At 68.0% G+C, this 14,547-nt stretch carries 14 protein-coding genes; 6 read left to right on the top strand and 8 right to left on the bottom strand.

The window, feature by feature from the left end; translation table 11 throughout:
- Nucleotides 1-32: 32 nt before the first annotated feature.
- On the top strand, nt 33-299 hold the full coding sequence (locus tag V7Z98_RS16855) for a GlsB/YeaQ/YmgE family stress response membrane protein (RefSeq protein WP_293266057.1): 267 nt from the start codon (nt 33-35) through the stop codon (nt 297-299).
- A 155-nt stretch (nt 300-454) separates the two neighbouring features.
- Here the strand turns inward: V7Z98_RS16855 and pyk are convergent, their stop codons facing one another.
- Nucleotides 455-1,894: a pyruvate kinase gene (gene pyk / locus V7Z98_RS16850; protein ID WP_293266059.1), complete on the bottom strand. Its 1,440-nt coding sequence runs from the start codon at nt 1,892-1,894 to the stop codon at nt 455-457.
- Nucleotides 1,895-2,000: 106 nt separating this feature from the next.
- Here pyk and corA point away from each other — a divergent pair, with 106 nt between their 5' ends.
- Together corA and V7Z98_RS16840 are read left to right on the top strand one after the other, a co-directional pair.
- The gene (corA, locus tag V7Z98_RS16845) at nt 2,001-2,966 is read left to right on the top strand and encodes a magnesium/cobalt transporter CorA (RefSeq protein WP_293266061.1); all 966 of its coding nucleotides are present in this window, start codon (nt 2,001-2,003) and stop codon (nt 2,964-2,966) included.
- 116 nt (nt 2,967-3,082) lie between these two features.
- Nucleotides 3,083-3,742: an OmpA family protein gene (locus V7Z98_RS16840; protein ID WP_334159227.1), complete on the top strand. Its 660-nt coding sequence runs from the start codon at nt 3,083-3,085 to the stop codon at nt 3,740-3,742.
- 149 nt (nt 3,743-3,891) lie between these two features.
- Here V7Z98_RS16840 and V7Z98_RS16835 read toward each other — a convergent pair whose 3' ends face one another.
- From V7Z98_RS16835 to V7Z98_RS16825, 3 genes are all read right to left on the bottom strand, one after another.
- Nucleotides 3,892-4,938 (bottom strand): CobW family GTP-binding protein, encoded by a 1,047-nt coding sequence (locus V7Z98_RS16835; RefSeq protein WP_334159225.1) that lies wholly within the window; start codon nt 4,936-4,938, stop codon nt 3,892-3,894.
- An 80-nt stretch (nt 4,939-5,018) separates the two neighbouring features.
- The gene (locus V7Z98_RS16830; protein WP_054622138.1) at nt 5,019-5,222 is read right to left on the bottom strand and encodes a YbdD/YjiX family protein; all 204 of its coding nucleotides are present in this window, start codon (nt 5,220-5,222) and stop codon (nt 5,019-5,021) included.
- A gap of 19 nt (nt 5,223-5,241) precedes the next feature.
- Nucleotides 5,242-7,308, bottom strand: coding sequence for a carbon starvation CstA family protein (locus tag V7Z98_RS16825; protein ID WP_334159223.1), 2,067 nt, complete (start codon nt 7,306-7,308; stop codon nt 5,242-5,244).
- A 118-nt stretch (nt 7,309-7,426) separates the two neighbouring features.
- On the opposite strand from V7Z98_RS16825, the gene V7Z98_RS16820 reads away from it, so the two are divergent.
- Both V7Z98_RS16820 and V7Z98_RS16815 read left to right on the top strand, forming a co-directional pair.
- Complete coding sequence (locus V7Z98_RS16820) at nt 7,427-8,878, top strand: cache domain-containing protein (protein ID WP_293266069.1); 1,452 nt, start codon at nt 7,427-7,429, stop codon at nt 8,876-8,878.
- Between the two features lie 12 nt (nt 8,879-8,890).
- Complete coding sequence (locus tag V7Z98_RS16815; protein WP_334159221.1) at nt 8,891-9,523, top strand: response regulator transcription factor; 633 nt, start codon at nt 8,891-8,893, stop codon at nt 9,521-9,523.
- Nucleotides 9,524-9,651: 128 nt separating this feature from the next.
- On the opposite strand, the gene V7Z98_RS16810 is transcribed toward V7Z98_RS16815, so the two are convergent.
- The 3 genes from V7Z98_RS16810 to V7Z98_RS16800 form a co-directional block, all read right to left on the bottom strand.
- Nucleotides 9,652-10,836, bottom strand: a complete 1,185-nt coding sequence (locus V7Z98_RS16810; protein WP_293266073.1) for a phosphoglycerate kinase — start codon at nt 10,834-10,836, stop codon at nt 9,652-9,654.
- Nucleotides 10,837-10,910: 74 nt separating this feature from the next.
- Nucleotides 10,911-11,633, bottom strand: coding sequence for a hypothetical protein (locus V7Z98_RS16805; protein WP_334159218.1), 723 nt, complete (start codon nt 11,631-11,633; stop codon nt 10,911-10,913).
- 75 nt (nt 11,634-11,708) lie between these two features.
- Complete coding sequence (locus V7Z98_RS16800) at nt 11,709-12,758, bottom strand: type I glyceraldehyde-3-phosphate dehydrogenase (RefSeq protein ID WP_334159216.1); 1,050 nt, start codon at nt 12,756-12,758, stop codon at nt 11,709-11,711.
- Nucleotides 12,759-13,048: 290 nt separating this feature from the next.
- Between V7Z98_RS16800 and V7Z98_RS16795 the strand changes: the two genes are divergently transcribed.
- Nucleotides 13,049-13,570 (top strand): hypothetical protein, encoded by a 522-nt coding sequence (locus tag V7Z98_RS16795; RefSeq protein ID WP_334159215.1) that lies wholly within the window; start codon nt 13,049-13,051, stop codon nt 13,568-13,570.
- Nucleotides 13,571-13,793: 223 nt separating this feature from the next.
- Here the strand turns inward: V7Z98_RS16795 and V7Z98_RS16790 are convergent, their stop codons facing one another.
- Nucleotides 13,794-14,279, bottom strand: a complete 486-nt coding sequence (locus V7Z98_RS16790; protein ID WP_334159213.1) for a DUF1648 domain-containing protein — start codon at nt 14,277-14,279, stop codon at nt 13,794-13,796.
- Between the last annotated feature and the right edge of the window lie 268 nt (nt 14,280-14,547).

The following is a 14,547-nucleotide window of genomic DNA, read 5'->3' as shown; positions in this document are numbered from 1 at the left end:
GCTGTGAATGACAACGTGCAGAGGAGAGCGCCATGGGCTGGATCGTCACGCTGCTGGTGGGCGGCCTGATCGGCTGGGTCGCCAGCCGCGTCATGAATACCGATGCCCAGCAGGGCATCATCGCCAACGTCCTGGTGGGGGTGGTCGGCTCGGCCCTGGGGCGCTGGCTGTTCGGCGACGTGATCGGCATCGGCGCCGCCGAGACGGCCGGGGCCTTCTCCCTGGCCGGCCTGGCCTTCGGCGTGCTGGGGGCGGTGGTGCTGGTGGCCCTGCTCAAGGTGCTGGGCGTGTTCCGCTGAACCCGGGGGCGGGCGGCTGCATTCCGCACCCCATTGATGAAACCCCGCGCCCCTGGCCGATCTTCACGAGGCATGCCTCAAGATCGGCCAGGGGCGCGGGGTTTGGTGGAGGCATCGCGGAGATGTCCGTCCTGCTTGGGGTTTGGCGGTGTGGGTCAGCCGGTTTGCAGCTGATGGTCGCCGACCCGCACGATCTTCATGGTGTTGGTGCCGCCCGGGGTGCCGATCGGTTCGCCGATGGTGAGCACGATCAGGTCGCCCTTTTCCACCACGCCCTTGGCCAGCAGCAGCTGCTCGGCGTCGGCCAGCAGCAGTTCCCGGTCGGTGTGCTGCTCGCCCATGAGCAGGGGACAGACTTCCCGGTAGAGGGTCATGCGCCCCACGGCAGAGGCTTCGGGGGTGAGGGCATAGACCGGCACGCCGCAGTTGAGCCGGCTCATCCACAGGGCGGTGGAGCCAGACTGGGACAGGGCGGCGATGGCCTTCACCTTGAGGTGGTGGGCGGTCCAGATGGCGGCCATGGCCACCGACTGGTCGATGCGGGTGAATATCCGGTCGAGGAATTCCCGGTCCAGGGTGACCTCGGCCGAGCGCTCGGCCTCGACGCACACCCGCACCATGGCCTCCACCGTTTCCACCGGGTAATGGCCCGAGGCGGTCTCGGCCGACAGCATCACCGCGTCGGTGCCGTCGAGCACGGCGTTGGCCACGTCGGACACTTCGGCCCGGGTCGGCACCGGCGAGTGGATCATGGATTCCATCATCTGGGTGGCGGTGATCGCCACCTTGTTCTTCTCCCGGGCCATGCGGATCATCTTCTTCTGCAAGGCTGGCACGGCGGCGTCGCCCACTTCCACCGCCAGGTCGCCCCGGGCCACCATCACCCCGTCGGAGGCATCGAGCACCTCGGCCAGGTTCTCCACCGCCTCGGTGCGCTCGATCTTGGCGATCAGCAGGGCCCGGCCGCCGGCGGCGCGCATCAGCTGGCGGGCCATGTACATGTCGGCGGCGCTCTTGGGGAAGGACACGGCAAGGAAATCGACGCCCAGCTGGGCGGCGATCTTCAAATCCTCCATGTCCTTGGCGGTCAGGGCCGGGGCGGACAGGCCGCCGCCCTGGCGGTTGATGCCCTTGTTGTTGGACAGCTCGCCGCCGTGGCGCACCGTACAGTGGATTTCCGGCCCGGCCACCCGCACCACGTCAAGGACGATGCGGCCGTCGTCGAGCAGCAGCACCGAGCCGGCGGACACGTCCTTGGGCAGGTCCTTGTAATCGAGGCCGACACGCTCGTCATTGCCCAGGTTGCAGGCCGCGTCGAGGATGAAGGCCTGGCCCTTGGCCAGGGTCACCTTGCCCTCGGCGAACTTGCCGACGCGAATCTTCGGCCCTTGCAGGTCGGCCAGGATGCCCACCGGGCGGCCCACCTGCTCGGCGGCGGTGCGCACGGCCTTGACCCGGGCGACGTGGTCCTCGGCCTTGCCGTGGGAAAAATTGAGCCGCACCACGTCCACCCCGGCGGCGATCATGCGGGTCAGGGTGTCGGCATCGCTGGAGGCGGGGCCGAGGGTGGCGACGATCTTGGTATGGCGGGGCATGGACGGTCCTCCGTTCTGTGGTTATGGTGAGGATTCTAGCGCGCCGGCGACGGCGTCTCCCGCGAACCCTGCCACGTCCGCTCCGCCGGGCACCCTACGCACCGCCATGCTCATCAACTGTGCCGCCTACCAAGAAGGCAAGAAACTCGCCGACATCACCATCGCCGAAATCAGCGATTACCTGGCCATCCCCGGCTGTTTCGTCTGGGTCGCCCTGCGCGACGCCACCCGGGACGAGCTGGAGGAAATGCGCCAGGAGTTCCATCTCCACGAACTGGCCGTGGAAGACGCCCTGCACGGCCACCAGCGGCCCAAGGTGGAGGAATACGGCGATTCCCTGTTCGCCGTCATGCAGCTGGTCGAGATGCAGGACGGGGAACTGAACTGCGGCGAGGTGGACGTCTTCGTCGGCCACAACTACGTGCTCTCGGTGCGCAACCGCAGCAGCCACGACTTCCTCGGCGTGCGCGGCCGCTGCGAGCGGGAGCCGCAGCGCCTCAAGGACGGCTCGGGTTTCGTCTTCTACGCCCTGATGGACGCAGTGGTCGATCGCTACTTCCCGGTGTTGAGCGAATTGGAGGCGGAGCTGGAAATCGTCGAGGAGCACATCTTCGCCAAGGGCGCCGCCCGTTCCAACATCGAGCGGCTGTACGAACTGAAGCGCAAAGTCACCGAGCTGCGCCACGCCGTGACGCCCCTGCTGGAAGCCGCCGGCAAGCTCACCGGCGGCCGGGTGCCCGAGGTCTGCGCTCGCAGCCAGCACTACTTCCGCGACGTGATCGACCACCTGGCCCGCATCAACGCCTCCCTTGACGCCTGCCGGGACACCATCGGCACCGCCATGCAGGTCAACCTGTCCATGGTCGCCATCGAAGAAAACGAGGTGAACAAGAAGCTGGCCGCCTGGGCCGGTATCTTCGCCGTGGCCACCGCCTTCGCCGGCATCTGGGGCATGAACTTCAAGGCCATGCCCGAACTGGACTGGGAATTCGGCTACCCCATGGCCCTGGGCCTGATCGCGGCCACCTGCGGCTACCTGTACTACCGCTTCAAGCGGGCGAAGTGGCTGTGAGGGCTGTGCCGCCCAGATTTTGCCCGGGTGGCGGAATATCGCGCCCATAGCGGCAATGCCGTGGTGCCGGGTTTGGCTATAGTGAATGTTCACCAACCCTCAACGGAGGCGGGAACATGAACAGGATCGGCGCCGCGCTTGCGGCTGTGGTGATCGGGGTCGGCGGCCTGGGCGGTTGTGCCGACATGAGCGAAACCCAGCGCACCACCGGGACCGGGGCGGCCATCGGGGCCCTGGCCGGGGCGGTGGTGGGCGGCGCGACCCACGGCGGGCGCGGCGCGGCCACCGGAGCGGTGATCGGCGGCGCCCTGGGGGCGGGGGGCGGCTACCTGTGGTCGCGGCACATGCAGGAGCAGAAGGCGGCCATGGAGCAGGCCACCCAGGGCACCGGGGTGAAGGTCAGCCAGACCGCCGATAACCAGTTGAAGCTCGACATTCCCAGCGACATTTCCTTCGACACCGGCAGCTACGTGGTCAAGCCGAACATGCGGCCGATCCTGGATCGCTTCGCCACCACCCTGAACCAGAACCCGGTGACCACGGTGCGCATCGTCGGCCATACCGACAACACCGGGTCGGACGCGATCAACCAGCCCCTGTCGGTGAACCGGGCCAGCTCCACCCGGGACTACCTGGTGGAGCGGGGCGTGGCGATGAACCGCATCAGCATCGACGGCCGGGGCGCCCGGGAGCCGGTAGCCGACAACGGCACCGCCGCCGGCCGGGCGAAGAACCGCCGGGTGGAGATTTTCGTTGCCGAGGCGGCGCAGGGGTAGGCGCGGTTCGCAGCACTGAGCGCAACCGGCAAGACAAACGACAGGGCGGCTCGTGGGCCACCCTGGACTACTGGCCAGGCCTCCCGGGTGGAGGCCTGGCCGTTTTCAGCGCTACGGAGCCGGTGACGGGAGTGGGCCGGCGGCGCGCCTCACTGGCACGCCGCTTGGAAGCCGGCCTCGATGGCGGCGGCGTCCAGGCGGCGGCCGATGATGACGATGCGGCTCTCCCGGGTTTCGCCCTCGCCCCAGGGGCGGCCGTAGTCGAAGCCGGTGATGCGGTGCACGCCCTGGAAGACCAGGCGCTGCGGGTTGCCGCGCACGGCCAGCACGCCCTTGTAGCGCAGCATGTCGTTGCCGTTGGCCTCCAGCAGCCCTTCCACGTAGGCGCCGATGCGCGCCACGTCCACCTCGCCGGGGTGGTGCAGCACCAGGGATGAGACGTCGTCGTCCCAGGAGCGGGTGTGCTCCCCGGCAGTGGCGATGCCGCTGCGGGCCAGGCCCTGGGGGTGGTGGCCGGTGAGGAAACCGGGGTCGACTTCCAGCACGTCGTCCAGGTGGAAGGCGTTGAGGTTGAGCAGGGCGGCCACGCTGGTGTCCGCCGGGGGCGGGGCGATGGGCGCGCGGGCGTTGATGCGGCGCAGCCGCTCGGTCAGGGCTGCCACCCGGGCCTCGTCCACCAGGTCGGTCTTGGTCAGCAGCAGCCGGTCGGCGAAGCCCACCTGGGCGGCGGCCACCCGTTGCTCGTCGAGCTGGGCGGGGGCGTGCACCGCATCCACCAGGGTGAGGATGCCGTCGAGCACGTAGCGCTCGCGCACGCCTTCGTCCACGAAGAAGGCCTGGGCCACCGGAGCCGGGTCGGCCAGGCCGGTGGTTTCCAGCACCAGCCGGTCGAAGGCCAGGGCGCCGGCATCGCGCCGGTCGGCCAGGTCGGCCAGGGCCCGGCTCATTTCGCCGCGCACGCTGCAACAGACGCAGCCGTTGGCCAGCTCGATCACTGTGATGTCGGGGCGGCCGGCGGCCTCGATCAGGCCGCCGTCAATGCCGACAGCGCCGAACTCGTTTTCCACCACGGCGATGCGGGTGTCGCCGGCGGCGGCGATGAGGCGGTTGAGCAGGGTGGTTTTGCCGGCGCCGAGGAAGCCGGTGAGGATGGTCACCGGAATCGGCGGCAGGGGTTGGGAAGATTGTCGGGTCATGGTCGTCCAACGAAAAACCGGCCGGCGCGACGCGAGGTCGGCCGGCCGGCGGGAGGGTCGGGATGGTTCCGCCCGGGCGTTCAGCAGCAGCGCCCGGGGCGCCCGTCGGCACCGCCGTAGCGGGCTTCCTGGCGCTCGCGGAAGAATTCCTCGTAGCTCATGGGCGTCTGCTCCGGATGGGTCAGGCGCATGTGCTGCACGTAGGCGTCGTAGTCGGGCACGCCCACCATCAGGCGGGCGGCCTGGCCGAGATACTTGCCGACGCGGGCGAGGTCAGAGAACACGGTGTGCCTTCCTTCTTCCTTAGACGCGGACGCCTTCGGGCATCAGCTCGAAGGGGGTTTCCTTGTCGGTGCGGCTGGGCTTGTCCAGGGCCTTGCGGCAGGCCGGCACGGCAAAGAGCAGGATGCTCACCACCAGGAACAGGAACAGGGCGGCCATGCCCGCATCGATATAGTTGTTGAGCACGATCTGGTGCATTTGTTCCATGGTCTTGGCCGGGGCCAGCAGCTGGCCCTGCTCCATGGCGGCGCGGTACTTGTTGGCCGCGGCGAGGAAGCCGATCTTGGGGTTCTCGTGGAACACCTTCTGCCAGCCGGCGGTGAGGGTACACAGCAGCAGCCAGATGGTCGGCACGATGGTCACCCAGGCGAAGCGCTGGCGCTTCATCTTGAACAGCACCACGGTAGCCAGCATCAGGGCCACGCCGGCCAGCATCTGGTTGGCGATGCCGAACAGGGGCCACAGGGTGTTGATGCCGCCGAGGGGATCGACCACGCCCTGGTACAGGAAGTAGCCCCAGGCGGCCACGCACAGGGCGGTGGCGATCAGGCTGGCGGGGATCGAGTCCATGCGCTTCATCGAGGGCACGAAGGTGCCCATCAGGTCTTGCAGCATGAAGCGGCCGGCCCGGGTGCCGGCGTCCACGGCGGTGAGGATGAACAGGGCTTCGAACAGGATGGCGAAGTGGTACCAGAAGGCCATCATGGTCTTGCCGCCGAGCACGCTGGAGAGGATGTGGGCCATGCCCACGGCCAGGGTCGGGGCACCGCCGGCACGGGAGATGATGGTCTGCTCACCCACGTCCTTGGCGGTTTGCAGCAGCATGTCCGGGGTGACGGAGAAGCCCCACTGGGAGATCACCTGGGCCGCGTCCTGGGCGGTGCTGCCGAGCACGGCCAGGGGGCTGTTCATGGCGAAGTAGATGCCGGGCTCGATCACCGAGGCGGCCACCAGGGCCATGATGGCGACGAAGGACTCCATGAGCATGCCGCCGTAGCCGATGAAGCGGGCGTTCTTCTCGTTGTCGAGGAGCTTCGGCGTGGTGCCCGAGGAAATCAGGGCGTGGAAGCCGGAGACGGCGCCGCAGGCGATGGTGATGAAGAGGAAGGGGAACAGGCTGCCCGCCCACACCGGGCCGGAGCCGTCGATGAACTTGGTCAGGGCCGGCATCTGCAGATTGGGGGCCACGACGGCGATGCCGATGGCCAGGCCGATGATGGTGCCGATCTTGAGGAAGGTGGACAGGTAATCCCGGGGGGCCAGCAGCAGCCACACCGGCAGCACCGAGGCGACGAAGCCGTAGCCGATCAGCATCCAGGTCAGCTGCTTGCCGTCGAAGGTGAACAGGGGACCCCACACCGGGCTGGTGGCGATGTCGCCGCCGTAGACGATGGAGGCCATCAGCAGCACGAAGCCGATCACCGACATTTCACCGATGCGGCCCGGGCGCAGGTAGCGGGTGTAGACGCCCATCAGCAGGGCGATGGGGATGGTGGCGGCGACGGTGAAAGTGCCCCAGGGGGAGCCGGCCAGGGCCTTGACCACGATCAGGGCCAGCACCGCCAGGATGATCACCATGATCATGAAGGTGCCGAACAGGGCGATCACGCCCGGGGCTACCCCCAACTCCGACTTGACCAGGTCGCCCAGGGAGCGGCCGTCGCGGCGGGTGGAGATGAACAGCACCATGAAGTCCTGCACCGCGCCGGCGAAGACCACCCCGGCGAGAATCCACAGCATGCCCGGCAGGTAGCCCATCTGGGCGGCGAGCACCGGACCCACCAGGGGGCCGGCGCCGGCGATGGCGGCGAAGTGGTGGCCGAACAGCACGTACTTGTTGGTCGGCACGTAGTCCAGGCCGTCGTTGTGGCGCACCGCCGGGGTCATCCGGGTCGGGTCGAGCTCCATGACCCGGTCGGCGATGTACAGGCTGTAGTAGCGGTAGGCGATGAGGTAGGTACAGACGGCGGCGATGACGAGCCATAGGGCGTTGATGGTCTCGCCGCGATGCAGGGCGACGACACCGAATGCGGCTGCGCCCAGAAGCGCAACCGCCGCCCAGCCGAGATGGCGCTGGATGGTTTTCATGGATCTCCTCGTTCTTCCTTTGTATGGAAACGACACACCGCCATGCCGGTAGGCGGGCGGTAAACTTGCAGCCCGAGCGCAATGGCGACCGGTTAGCGAAATGTAAGAGGAGCGGGGGATGGAAAAAATCCGAGCTACTACGCAGGGCGACTACGTGCTACCACGTAGTGGCGAGGCCGGCTATCCCGGCGCCGAAGGGCGCTTGCGGCGCAAGATCCTGCTGTTGGCGGTGGTTCCCCTGGTGGTGGCCTGCATCGCCATCGCCCTGGCGATCCGCCAGCAGGGCGAGGCCCTGGCGCGGGAAGAAGGGGCCGCCGTGGCTCCGGTGCTCAATGCCATGAAGGAGGCCGAGCTCAAGCACTACATGGAGCTGGCCCGGGCGGCCATCGCCCCGATCTACGACAGCGGCCGCAACGATGCGGCCGCCCAGCAGCAGGTGAAGGACGTGCTGTCCCACCTGGCCTTCGGCGTGGACGGCTATTTCTTCGTGTACGACCTGAGCGGCAACAACCTGATGCACCCGCGCCAGCCCGAACTGGTGGGGCGCAACCTGTGGGAGTTGCGCGATCCCAACGGCACCCCCACCATCCAGCGCCTGCTCGCCCGGGCCAAGGGGGGCGGCGGTTACGAACCCTACCTGTGGGAGCGGCCCACCACCCACCGCATGGAGCAGAAGCTGGGCTACGTGATCCTGCTGGAACGCTGGGGCTGGATGGTGGGCACCGGCATCTACCTGGACGACGTGGACGAGGCCCTGCAACGCATCCACACCGAATCGGCGCGGCAGATCGAGACCAACCTGCAAGTGGTGGCGGCCATCGCCGTGGTGGCGGCCCTGCTGGTGGCCGTGGCCGGCTTGGCGCTCAACATCAGCGAGCACCGCCTGGCCGACGTCAAGCTGCGCGCCCTGGCCCGCCAGGTGGTGTCGTCCCAGGAAGAGGAGCGGGCCCGCCTGTCCCGGGAACTGCACGACGGGGTGAGCCAGATGCTGGTATCGGTGAAGTTCTTCGTCGAATCGGCGCGGGGCCGCCTCGCCCAGGGGCCGGAGCGGGCCGGCGAGGCGGTGCCCCTGCTGGAGCGGGGCATCGCCCGGCTGAATGAAATCCTCGGCGAGGTGCGGCGTATCTCCCACGCCCTGCGCCCGGCGCTGCTCGACGACCTGGGTCTGGCCGCCGCCCTGGACCACCTGGGCCGGGACTTCGCCGACCGAACCGGCCTGGCGGTTTCCGTGTCCCACCGGGGCGGAGGTGGCGAGCTGCCCGAGGCGGTGGCCACCGCCTTGTTTCGCGTCGCCCAGGAGGCCTTGTCCAACGTGGAGCGCCACGCCGGCGCCGCCTCGGTGGGCATCGAGACCACCCAGGACGCCCTGGGGCTGCGCCTGACGATCAGCGACGACGGCCAGGGCTTCGACGTGGCCGAGGTGGAGCGGCACCCGCGCAGCGGCATCGGTCTGCGCAACATGCGCGAGCGGTTGGCCGCCCTGCGCGGCACCCTGTCGATCGAATCCGACGAACGGGGCACGGTGGTGAGCGTGTTCGTTCCCGCCGACGCCCATCCCTTTTTTGGTTGAAGGAAACACAGCATGAGCGAACAACCGGCCACGGTCCGCGTGGTGATCGTCGACGACCATCCCCTGGTGCGGGATGGCGTGCGGGCCTGCCTGGAAGCCTCGCCCCACCTGCGGGTGGTGGGCGAGGCCGGGGATGCGGTGGCTGCCGAGCAGCTGATTTTGGCCGAGCGGCCCGACCTGGCCCTGGTGGACATCGGTATGCGCGGCGAGAGCGGCATCGACCTGATCGCCCGGCTGCGCCGCCAGGAAGTGCCGACCCGGCTGGTGGTGCTGACCATGTACGACAACCCGGAGTACGTGGCCGAGGCCATGCGTGCCGGGGCCCGGGGCTACGTGCTCAAGGACGCTCCCTCCGACGAGATCTTTGCCGCCATCGACGCGGTGCAGGCCGGGGGCTGTTACTACTCGGCGGGGGTGGACCCGGTGGCCGGTAGCGGCCACCCCGCCGGCCCCCTGCTGACCCATCGGGAGAAGGAAGTGCTGGCCCTGATCGCCGAGGGGCTCAACAACAAGCGCATCGCCAGCGCCCTGGGCATGAGCGTACGCACCGTGGAAACCCACCGTCTCAACATCAAGCGCAAGGTGGGCATCGAAGGCACTGCCGCCCTGCTCAAGTACGCCTTCGGGCGGGAGTGGGCGCGCTGAAGGCACGTTGACGGCGCCGCGGAGAACTCCCTCGCCGATGCGGCGGCGGGAATGAAAAGCAAACGGCCCGGGAAATTTCCCGGGCCGTTTGCCTTTGCGCCCCGAGGGGGCGCGGATGAAGCTCTGGCTCAACCGTTGGCGCGCTGTTCCAGCACTTCCACGGCGGGCAGCTTCTTGCCTTCGAGGAATTCCAGGAAGGCGCCGCCGCCGGTGGAGATGTAGTCGATCTGCTTCTCGATGCCGTACTTGGAGATGGCCGCCAGGGTGTCGCCGCCACCGGCGATGGAGAAGGCCGGGGAGTGGGCGATGGCCGCCGCCAGCATCTTGGTGCCGCCGCCGAACTGATCGAATTCGAACACGCCCACCGGGCCGTTCCAGACGATGGTGCCGGCGTGGGCGATGATGCCGGCCAGCTTGGCCGAGGTCTTGGGGCCGATGTCCAGGATCATGTCGTCCGGGGCCACGTCCTGGGCATCCACCCGGTTGCCGCGGGCGTGGGCGGAGAGTTCGTTGGCCACCACCACGTCTTCGGGGATGGGCACCGAGGCGCCGCGCTTATCCATGATATCCATGATGTTGCGGGCTTCGTCCACCAGGTCCAGCTCGGCCAGGGACTGGCCGATGGGCAGGTCGTTGGCGACCATGAAGGTGTTGGCGATGCCGCCGCCGACGATCAGCTGGTCCACCTTCTCGGCCAGGGACTTTAGGATGGTCAGCTTGGTGGACACCTTGGAACCGGCGACGATGGCCACCAGGGGGCGCTTGGGGTTTTCCAGGGCGCGGGAGAGGGCGTCCAGCTCGGCCGCCAGCAGCGGGCCGGCGCAGGCCACGGGGGCGTACTTGGCCATGCCGTGGGTGGTGGCCTCGGCCCGGTGGGCGGTGCCGAAGGCGTCGTTCACATACACGTCGCACAGCTTGGCCATCTTCTGGGCCAGCTCGTCGTTGTTCTTCTTCTCGCCCTTGTTCACCCGGCAGTTTTCCAGCAGCACCACCTCACCAGGCTTGACCTCGAAGCCGCCGTCCACCCAGTTGTCCACCAGGGCCACCTTGCGGTCGAGCAGCTCGGCCAGGCGGTGGGCGATGGGGGCCAGGGTGTCGTCGGGCTTCATCTCGCCCTCGGTGGGGCGCCCCAGGTGGGAGGTGACCATGACGGCGGCGCCCTTTTCCAGGGCCAGCTTGATGGCCGGCACCGATGCGCGGATGCGGGTGTCGTCGGTGATGCGGCCGGTGTCGTCCTGGGGAACGTTCAGGTCGGCGCGGATGAAGACGCGCTTGCCGGCGAGGTCGAGGTCGGTGAGTTTCTTGAATTGCATGGCGGAAACCGTGGAAAGGGAGAAAGGGAAATGAAAACGGCACGGCGCTGGGGCGTCGTGCCGTCGTAGGGGGCTCAGCGGCAACAACCCTCGCCGCTGTTGTGGATGACCCAGATCAGGTGGCCGGAGCCCCAGTCGCCGCTGAAGCCGGCGCCGCCGGCGAAGATCAGCCGGCCCTGGCCCTTGTAGACCAGTTCGTAGCGGTGCCGGTCGCTGCCGAAGTAGAAGGGAATCCAGGCTTTGCCGGTGATGTAGGCGCCCTGGTCGGTGGGCTGGCCGATCTGGTTGGTGACCTGGGCCATCGACATGCCGATCTTGAGCGAGGTGAACTTGCTGCCGGCGGCGGGGCGGCCGGTGATTTCGCCTTCCCAGTCGTTGATGCCTTTCACCTTCTGGCCGTAGCCGGATTCGACCTTGGACGAATCGACCACGTAGCCGTTCTTCATGCCCGGGCCGTCCTTGCCGGCGGGGGCGGGGGAGGCATCGGTGCTCTTGGCCGCCGGCGCGGCGGCGGTTGCAGCGGCCGGGGCGGCGGTGCTGCCGTCGGTCGGGGTGCAGTCGGTGGGCGGCGGCGTGGTGGCGGCCTTGGATTTGCTGGTCTTGCCCTTCTTCGCCGGGGCCTTGGCAGGGGCGGGGCAGGGCGGCAACGCCTGGGCGGGGGCTGCCGCCGTGGTGGTGGCGGTGGCATCGGTGGCCGGCTGCGCGCCGTCCTCGGGTTTGGCGGCCTTGCCGGCGCAGCCGGCGCCGAGCACGGCCAGGCCGGCGAGCAGTGCGATGTTGCGCAGTGCAGACGTCATGTTTCCCCTCCTGAGGGTTGGCCGGCGTTCCTTGGTGGGCGGCCGGCGGCGTTGGTTTTTTGCAGCCGGATTGTATTACTTGGCGTCGGTCAGGGCCACGGCGGTGTCGAGCAGCCGGTTGCTGAATCCCCATTCGTTGTCGAACCAGACGAACAGGTTGATCAGCCGGGGGCCGCCGGCCCGGGTCTGGCTGGTGTCCACGATGGCCGAATGGGGATCGTGGTTGAAGTCGATGGAGGCGTGGGGATCGCCCGAGGTGGCCAGTACGCCCCGCCACGGGCCTTCGGACGCCTGGCGTAGCAGGTCGTTGACCAGGGCCGGGGTGGCGTCCCGGGCCAGGGTGACGGTGAGGTCGATGGCCGAGACGTTGAGGGTGGGCACCCGGATCGCCTTGGCCAGCACCCGGCCGGCCAGGGCCGGCAGCAGCCGCTCCACGCCCCGGGCCAGGCCGGTGGAAACGGGGATCATCGACTGCATGGCCGAGCGGGTGCGGCGCAGGTCGGTGTGGTGATAGCCGTCGGCCAGGGGCTGGTCGTTCATCACCGAGTGCAGGGTGGTGAGCAGCACCTGTTCCAGGCCCAGTTCCCGGTGCAGCAACTCCAGCACCGGCACCACCGCGTTGGTGGTGCACGAGGCGTTGGAGATCAGCCGCTCGTTGCCGGCGAGGCGGCCGTGGTTGAGGCCGTAGACCACCGTGGCGTCCACGTCGGCGGCACTGTTGGCCGGGTGGGAGAGCAGCACCCGGGGGCAGCCGGCGGACAGGAAGCGCGCCAGTCCGGCCCGGTTGCTGTACTGGCCCGAGCATTCCACCAGCAGGTCGATCTTCAGGCTGCGCCAATCCACCGCCTCGGGCGTGGTGGCGTGGGTGAGGGCGATGGGCTGGCCATCCACCACCAGGGTTTCGTCGCCCAGTTCCACCGGGGCGGGAAAGCGCCCGTGGGTGGAATCGAAGCGGGTCAGGTAGGCAATGCTGTCCGCATTGGCGGGTTCGTTGATCGCCACCACCTGGAGCTGATCGGCCAGGCCGCGCTCGTGCAGGGCGCGCAGGAAGCAGCGGCCGATGCGGCCGTAACCGTTGATGGCAAGGCGGAGAGGCCGGGATGGGCCGGATACGGGAGTCAACATGGGAGCCAACGCGGGAGTCCCTGGTGGGTGGCGGAAGGGCTCGATTTTACAGGCACGCCGCGGCAAATCCGAAGGGCGGCAGGATTGGGGCCGGGGGCGGCGGCAATATTTGCTGCGGAAGCGGCCCGTCTTGCCGCTCCAGGCCGCATCCGGAGCGCCGATGCCGCCGGGAGATGGCTGGGAATGGTTGGAAAAGGCTTGAAAAGCCCGGAAATACCGGTCAAGTAAGCGCGTGCAGATGTGGCACGGGGATTGCTGTGAGTATAACCGTCAAGTTTTGGAGCTTTCCCATGAAAATCGGCAACGTATCCGACAGCAGCCAGGCGAGTGCGTGGCGCAGCACGTCGACGGCCACGGGCGGCAGCGACTTCCAGTCGCTCCTGGCGCGGGCCCAGCAAGCCAGCGGCGGTTCCCCGACCATCACCGGGCAGGTCGCCGCCGGCTCGGCCGCCGAAGCCTCGGCCAAGCAGGCCGGCAAGGCGGAGGCCACCAAGGCCGCCCATGACGCGGCCCTGGCCGAATTCAACGACTACATGAAGAAGACCCCGATGGAGCACCTGCGCGACGCCGTGCTCAAGGAAATGGGCGTCACCGAGGACGATCTGGCCGCCATGCCCCCGGAGAAGCGCCAGGCTATGGAAGGCGAGATCGCCAGACGGATCAAGGAAAAGCTGTTGGCCAAGCAGGATCAGGGCGACGCCCCGAAAACAACCCAGCCCCCGGCGGTGGAGGCTACTGCCGATGGCACGGGCAACCTGCCCAATGTCGCCGGCGCAATACAGCCAGCGGCGGAAGCCAAGTCGTCAGTGTGATGCCGGCGCCGGTCCCGGACTAAACAAAAACCGCCAGCGTTGCCTGGCGGTTTTTGTTTAGTCCGGGTGGCTGCCCATAGTCCCCGGATCGGGTGGCGGCGGGCGACGCTGAGGCTCAATGAGCGAGGTGGGGTGGTGCGTCAGGACCATGCCTCTCCCTGCCGGCTTCAACGTTATGGGCGTCGATGCCGACGCAAGGGTAAAAAACAGCGGTTTCGGCGCGTTAGCGCGGGGCCTTGCGAAAGTGCCTGGTCAAGGCAACGAGCCACGCCAGCGTGGCACTTAGAAACACGACCAGACCGGCAATGAAGTACGGCACAGGCAATAGGAGCGGCACCGCCTGGTTGGCCTGAATCACGAGCCAATGCACGTAGCAAAGAAAAGCCAGGAGCAAGATGGAAAAGCGCACCGACTGCCGGGCGAGGTAGTCGATGGTCGCAGCCCGCCGTTCCGGCGCCAGCCAGTACCTGCGATTGGGGATGTTGATGCGAATACCCGGATTGCGCAGCGCCCAATGCGGAATGACGGCGGTGACCAAGGGCATGGCGACGACCAGCGCCAGCATGAGCCATACATAAGCATCCCGTGGCATGAAGCTATTGGCATGACCGCCGATGTCGAAGTGGGACGCCACGACGCTGGGCAGTGTGTGGCCGGTAGCCCAGACGAAGGCGGTGGCGCAGGTGGTCAGTATGAGTAGCGGTTTCATTGCCTAGCGAGCGAAGTAAGCAGACTTCCGCGTGAGGCGTGCAGAGGAAGCCAAGGCCGATGTTTGGGCTGGATTGTTAGCTATGTCTGGGTTTGCTCGCACGGTTGATGGCGGCGCGCATGAGGATGACAAGAAGTGCGGGTAGGGCACAGAGGAACAGCGGCGGCGCCCGGAATTAAGCCGCGCCGCGGGGCAGCGTCAGCTTGGATGAATTGGGCTGCTGCCGGTTCGGCTGACACCGGCTTAAGCTTTTTGAGCATCCTCGAAC

This window comes from Oryzomicrobium sp., from assembly GCF_036820405.1.
Classification (GTDB): domain Bacteria; phylum Pseudomonadota; class Gammaproteobacteria; order Burkholderiales; family Rhodocyclaceae; genus Oryzomicrobium.
The sequence above is the reverse complement of the archived record's forward strand: the minus strand, read 5'-3'. Positions and strand labels throughout refer to the sequence as shown.

Bases quoted from the DNA above. Each gene is read 5' to 3' on its own strand.
- V7Z98_RS16855 (WP_293266057.1), top strand. From the start codon at position 33: ATGGGCTGGATCGTCACGCTGCTGGTGGGCGGCCTGATCGGCTGGGTC.
- pyk (WP_293266059.1), bottom strand. From the start codon at position 1,894: ATGCCCCGCCATACCAAGATCGTCGCCACCCTCGGCCCCGCCTCCAGC.
- corA (WP_293266061.1), top strand. From the start codon at position 2,001: ATGCTCATCAACTGTGCCGCCTACCAAGAAGGCAAGAAACTCGCCGAC.
- V7Z98_RS16840 (WP_334159227.1), top strand. From the start codon at position 3,083: ATGAACAGGATCGGCGCCGCGCTTGCGGCTGTGGTGATCGGGGTCGGC.
- V7Z98_RS16835 (WP_334159225.1), bottom strand. From the start codon at position 4,938: ATGACCCGACAATCTTCCCAACCCCTGCCGCCGATTCCGGTGACCATC.
- V7Z98_RS16825 (WP_334159223.1), bottom strand. From the start codon at position 7,308: ATGAAAACCATCCAGCGCCATCTCGGCTGGGCGGCGGTTGCGCTTCTG.
- V7Z98_RS16820 (WP_293266069.1), top strand. From the start codon at position 7,427: ATGGAAAAAATCCGAGCTACTACGCAGGGCGACTACGTGCTACCACGT.
- V7Z98_RS16815 (WP_334159221.1), top strand. From the start codon at position 8,891: ATGAGCGAACAACCGGCCACGGTCCGCGTGGTGATCGTCGACGACCAT.
- V7Z98_RS16810 (WP_293266073.1), bottom strand. From the start codon at position 10,836: ATGCAATTCAAGAAACTCACCGACCTCGACCTCGCCGGCAAGCGCGTC.
- V7Z98_RS16805 (WP_334159218.1), bottom strand. From the start codon at position 11,633: ATGACGTCTGCACTGCGCAACATCGCACTGCTCGCCGGCCTGGCCGTG.
- V7Z98_RS16800 (WP_334159216.1), bottom strand. From the start codon at position 12,758: ATGTTGACTCCCGTATCCGGCCCATCCCGGCCTCTCCGCCTTGCCATC.
- V7Z98_RS16795 (WP_334159215.1), top strand. From the start codon at position 13,049: ATGAAAATCGGCAACGTATCCGACAGCAGCCAGGCGAGTGCGTGGCGC.
- V7Z98_RS16790 (WP_334159213.1), bottom strand. From the start codon at position 14,279: ATGAAACCGCTACTCATACTGACCACCTGCGCCACCGCCTTCGTCTGG.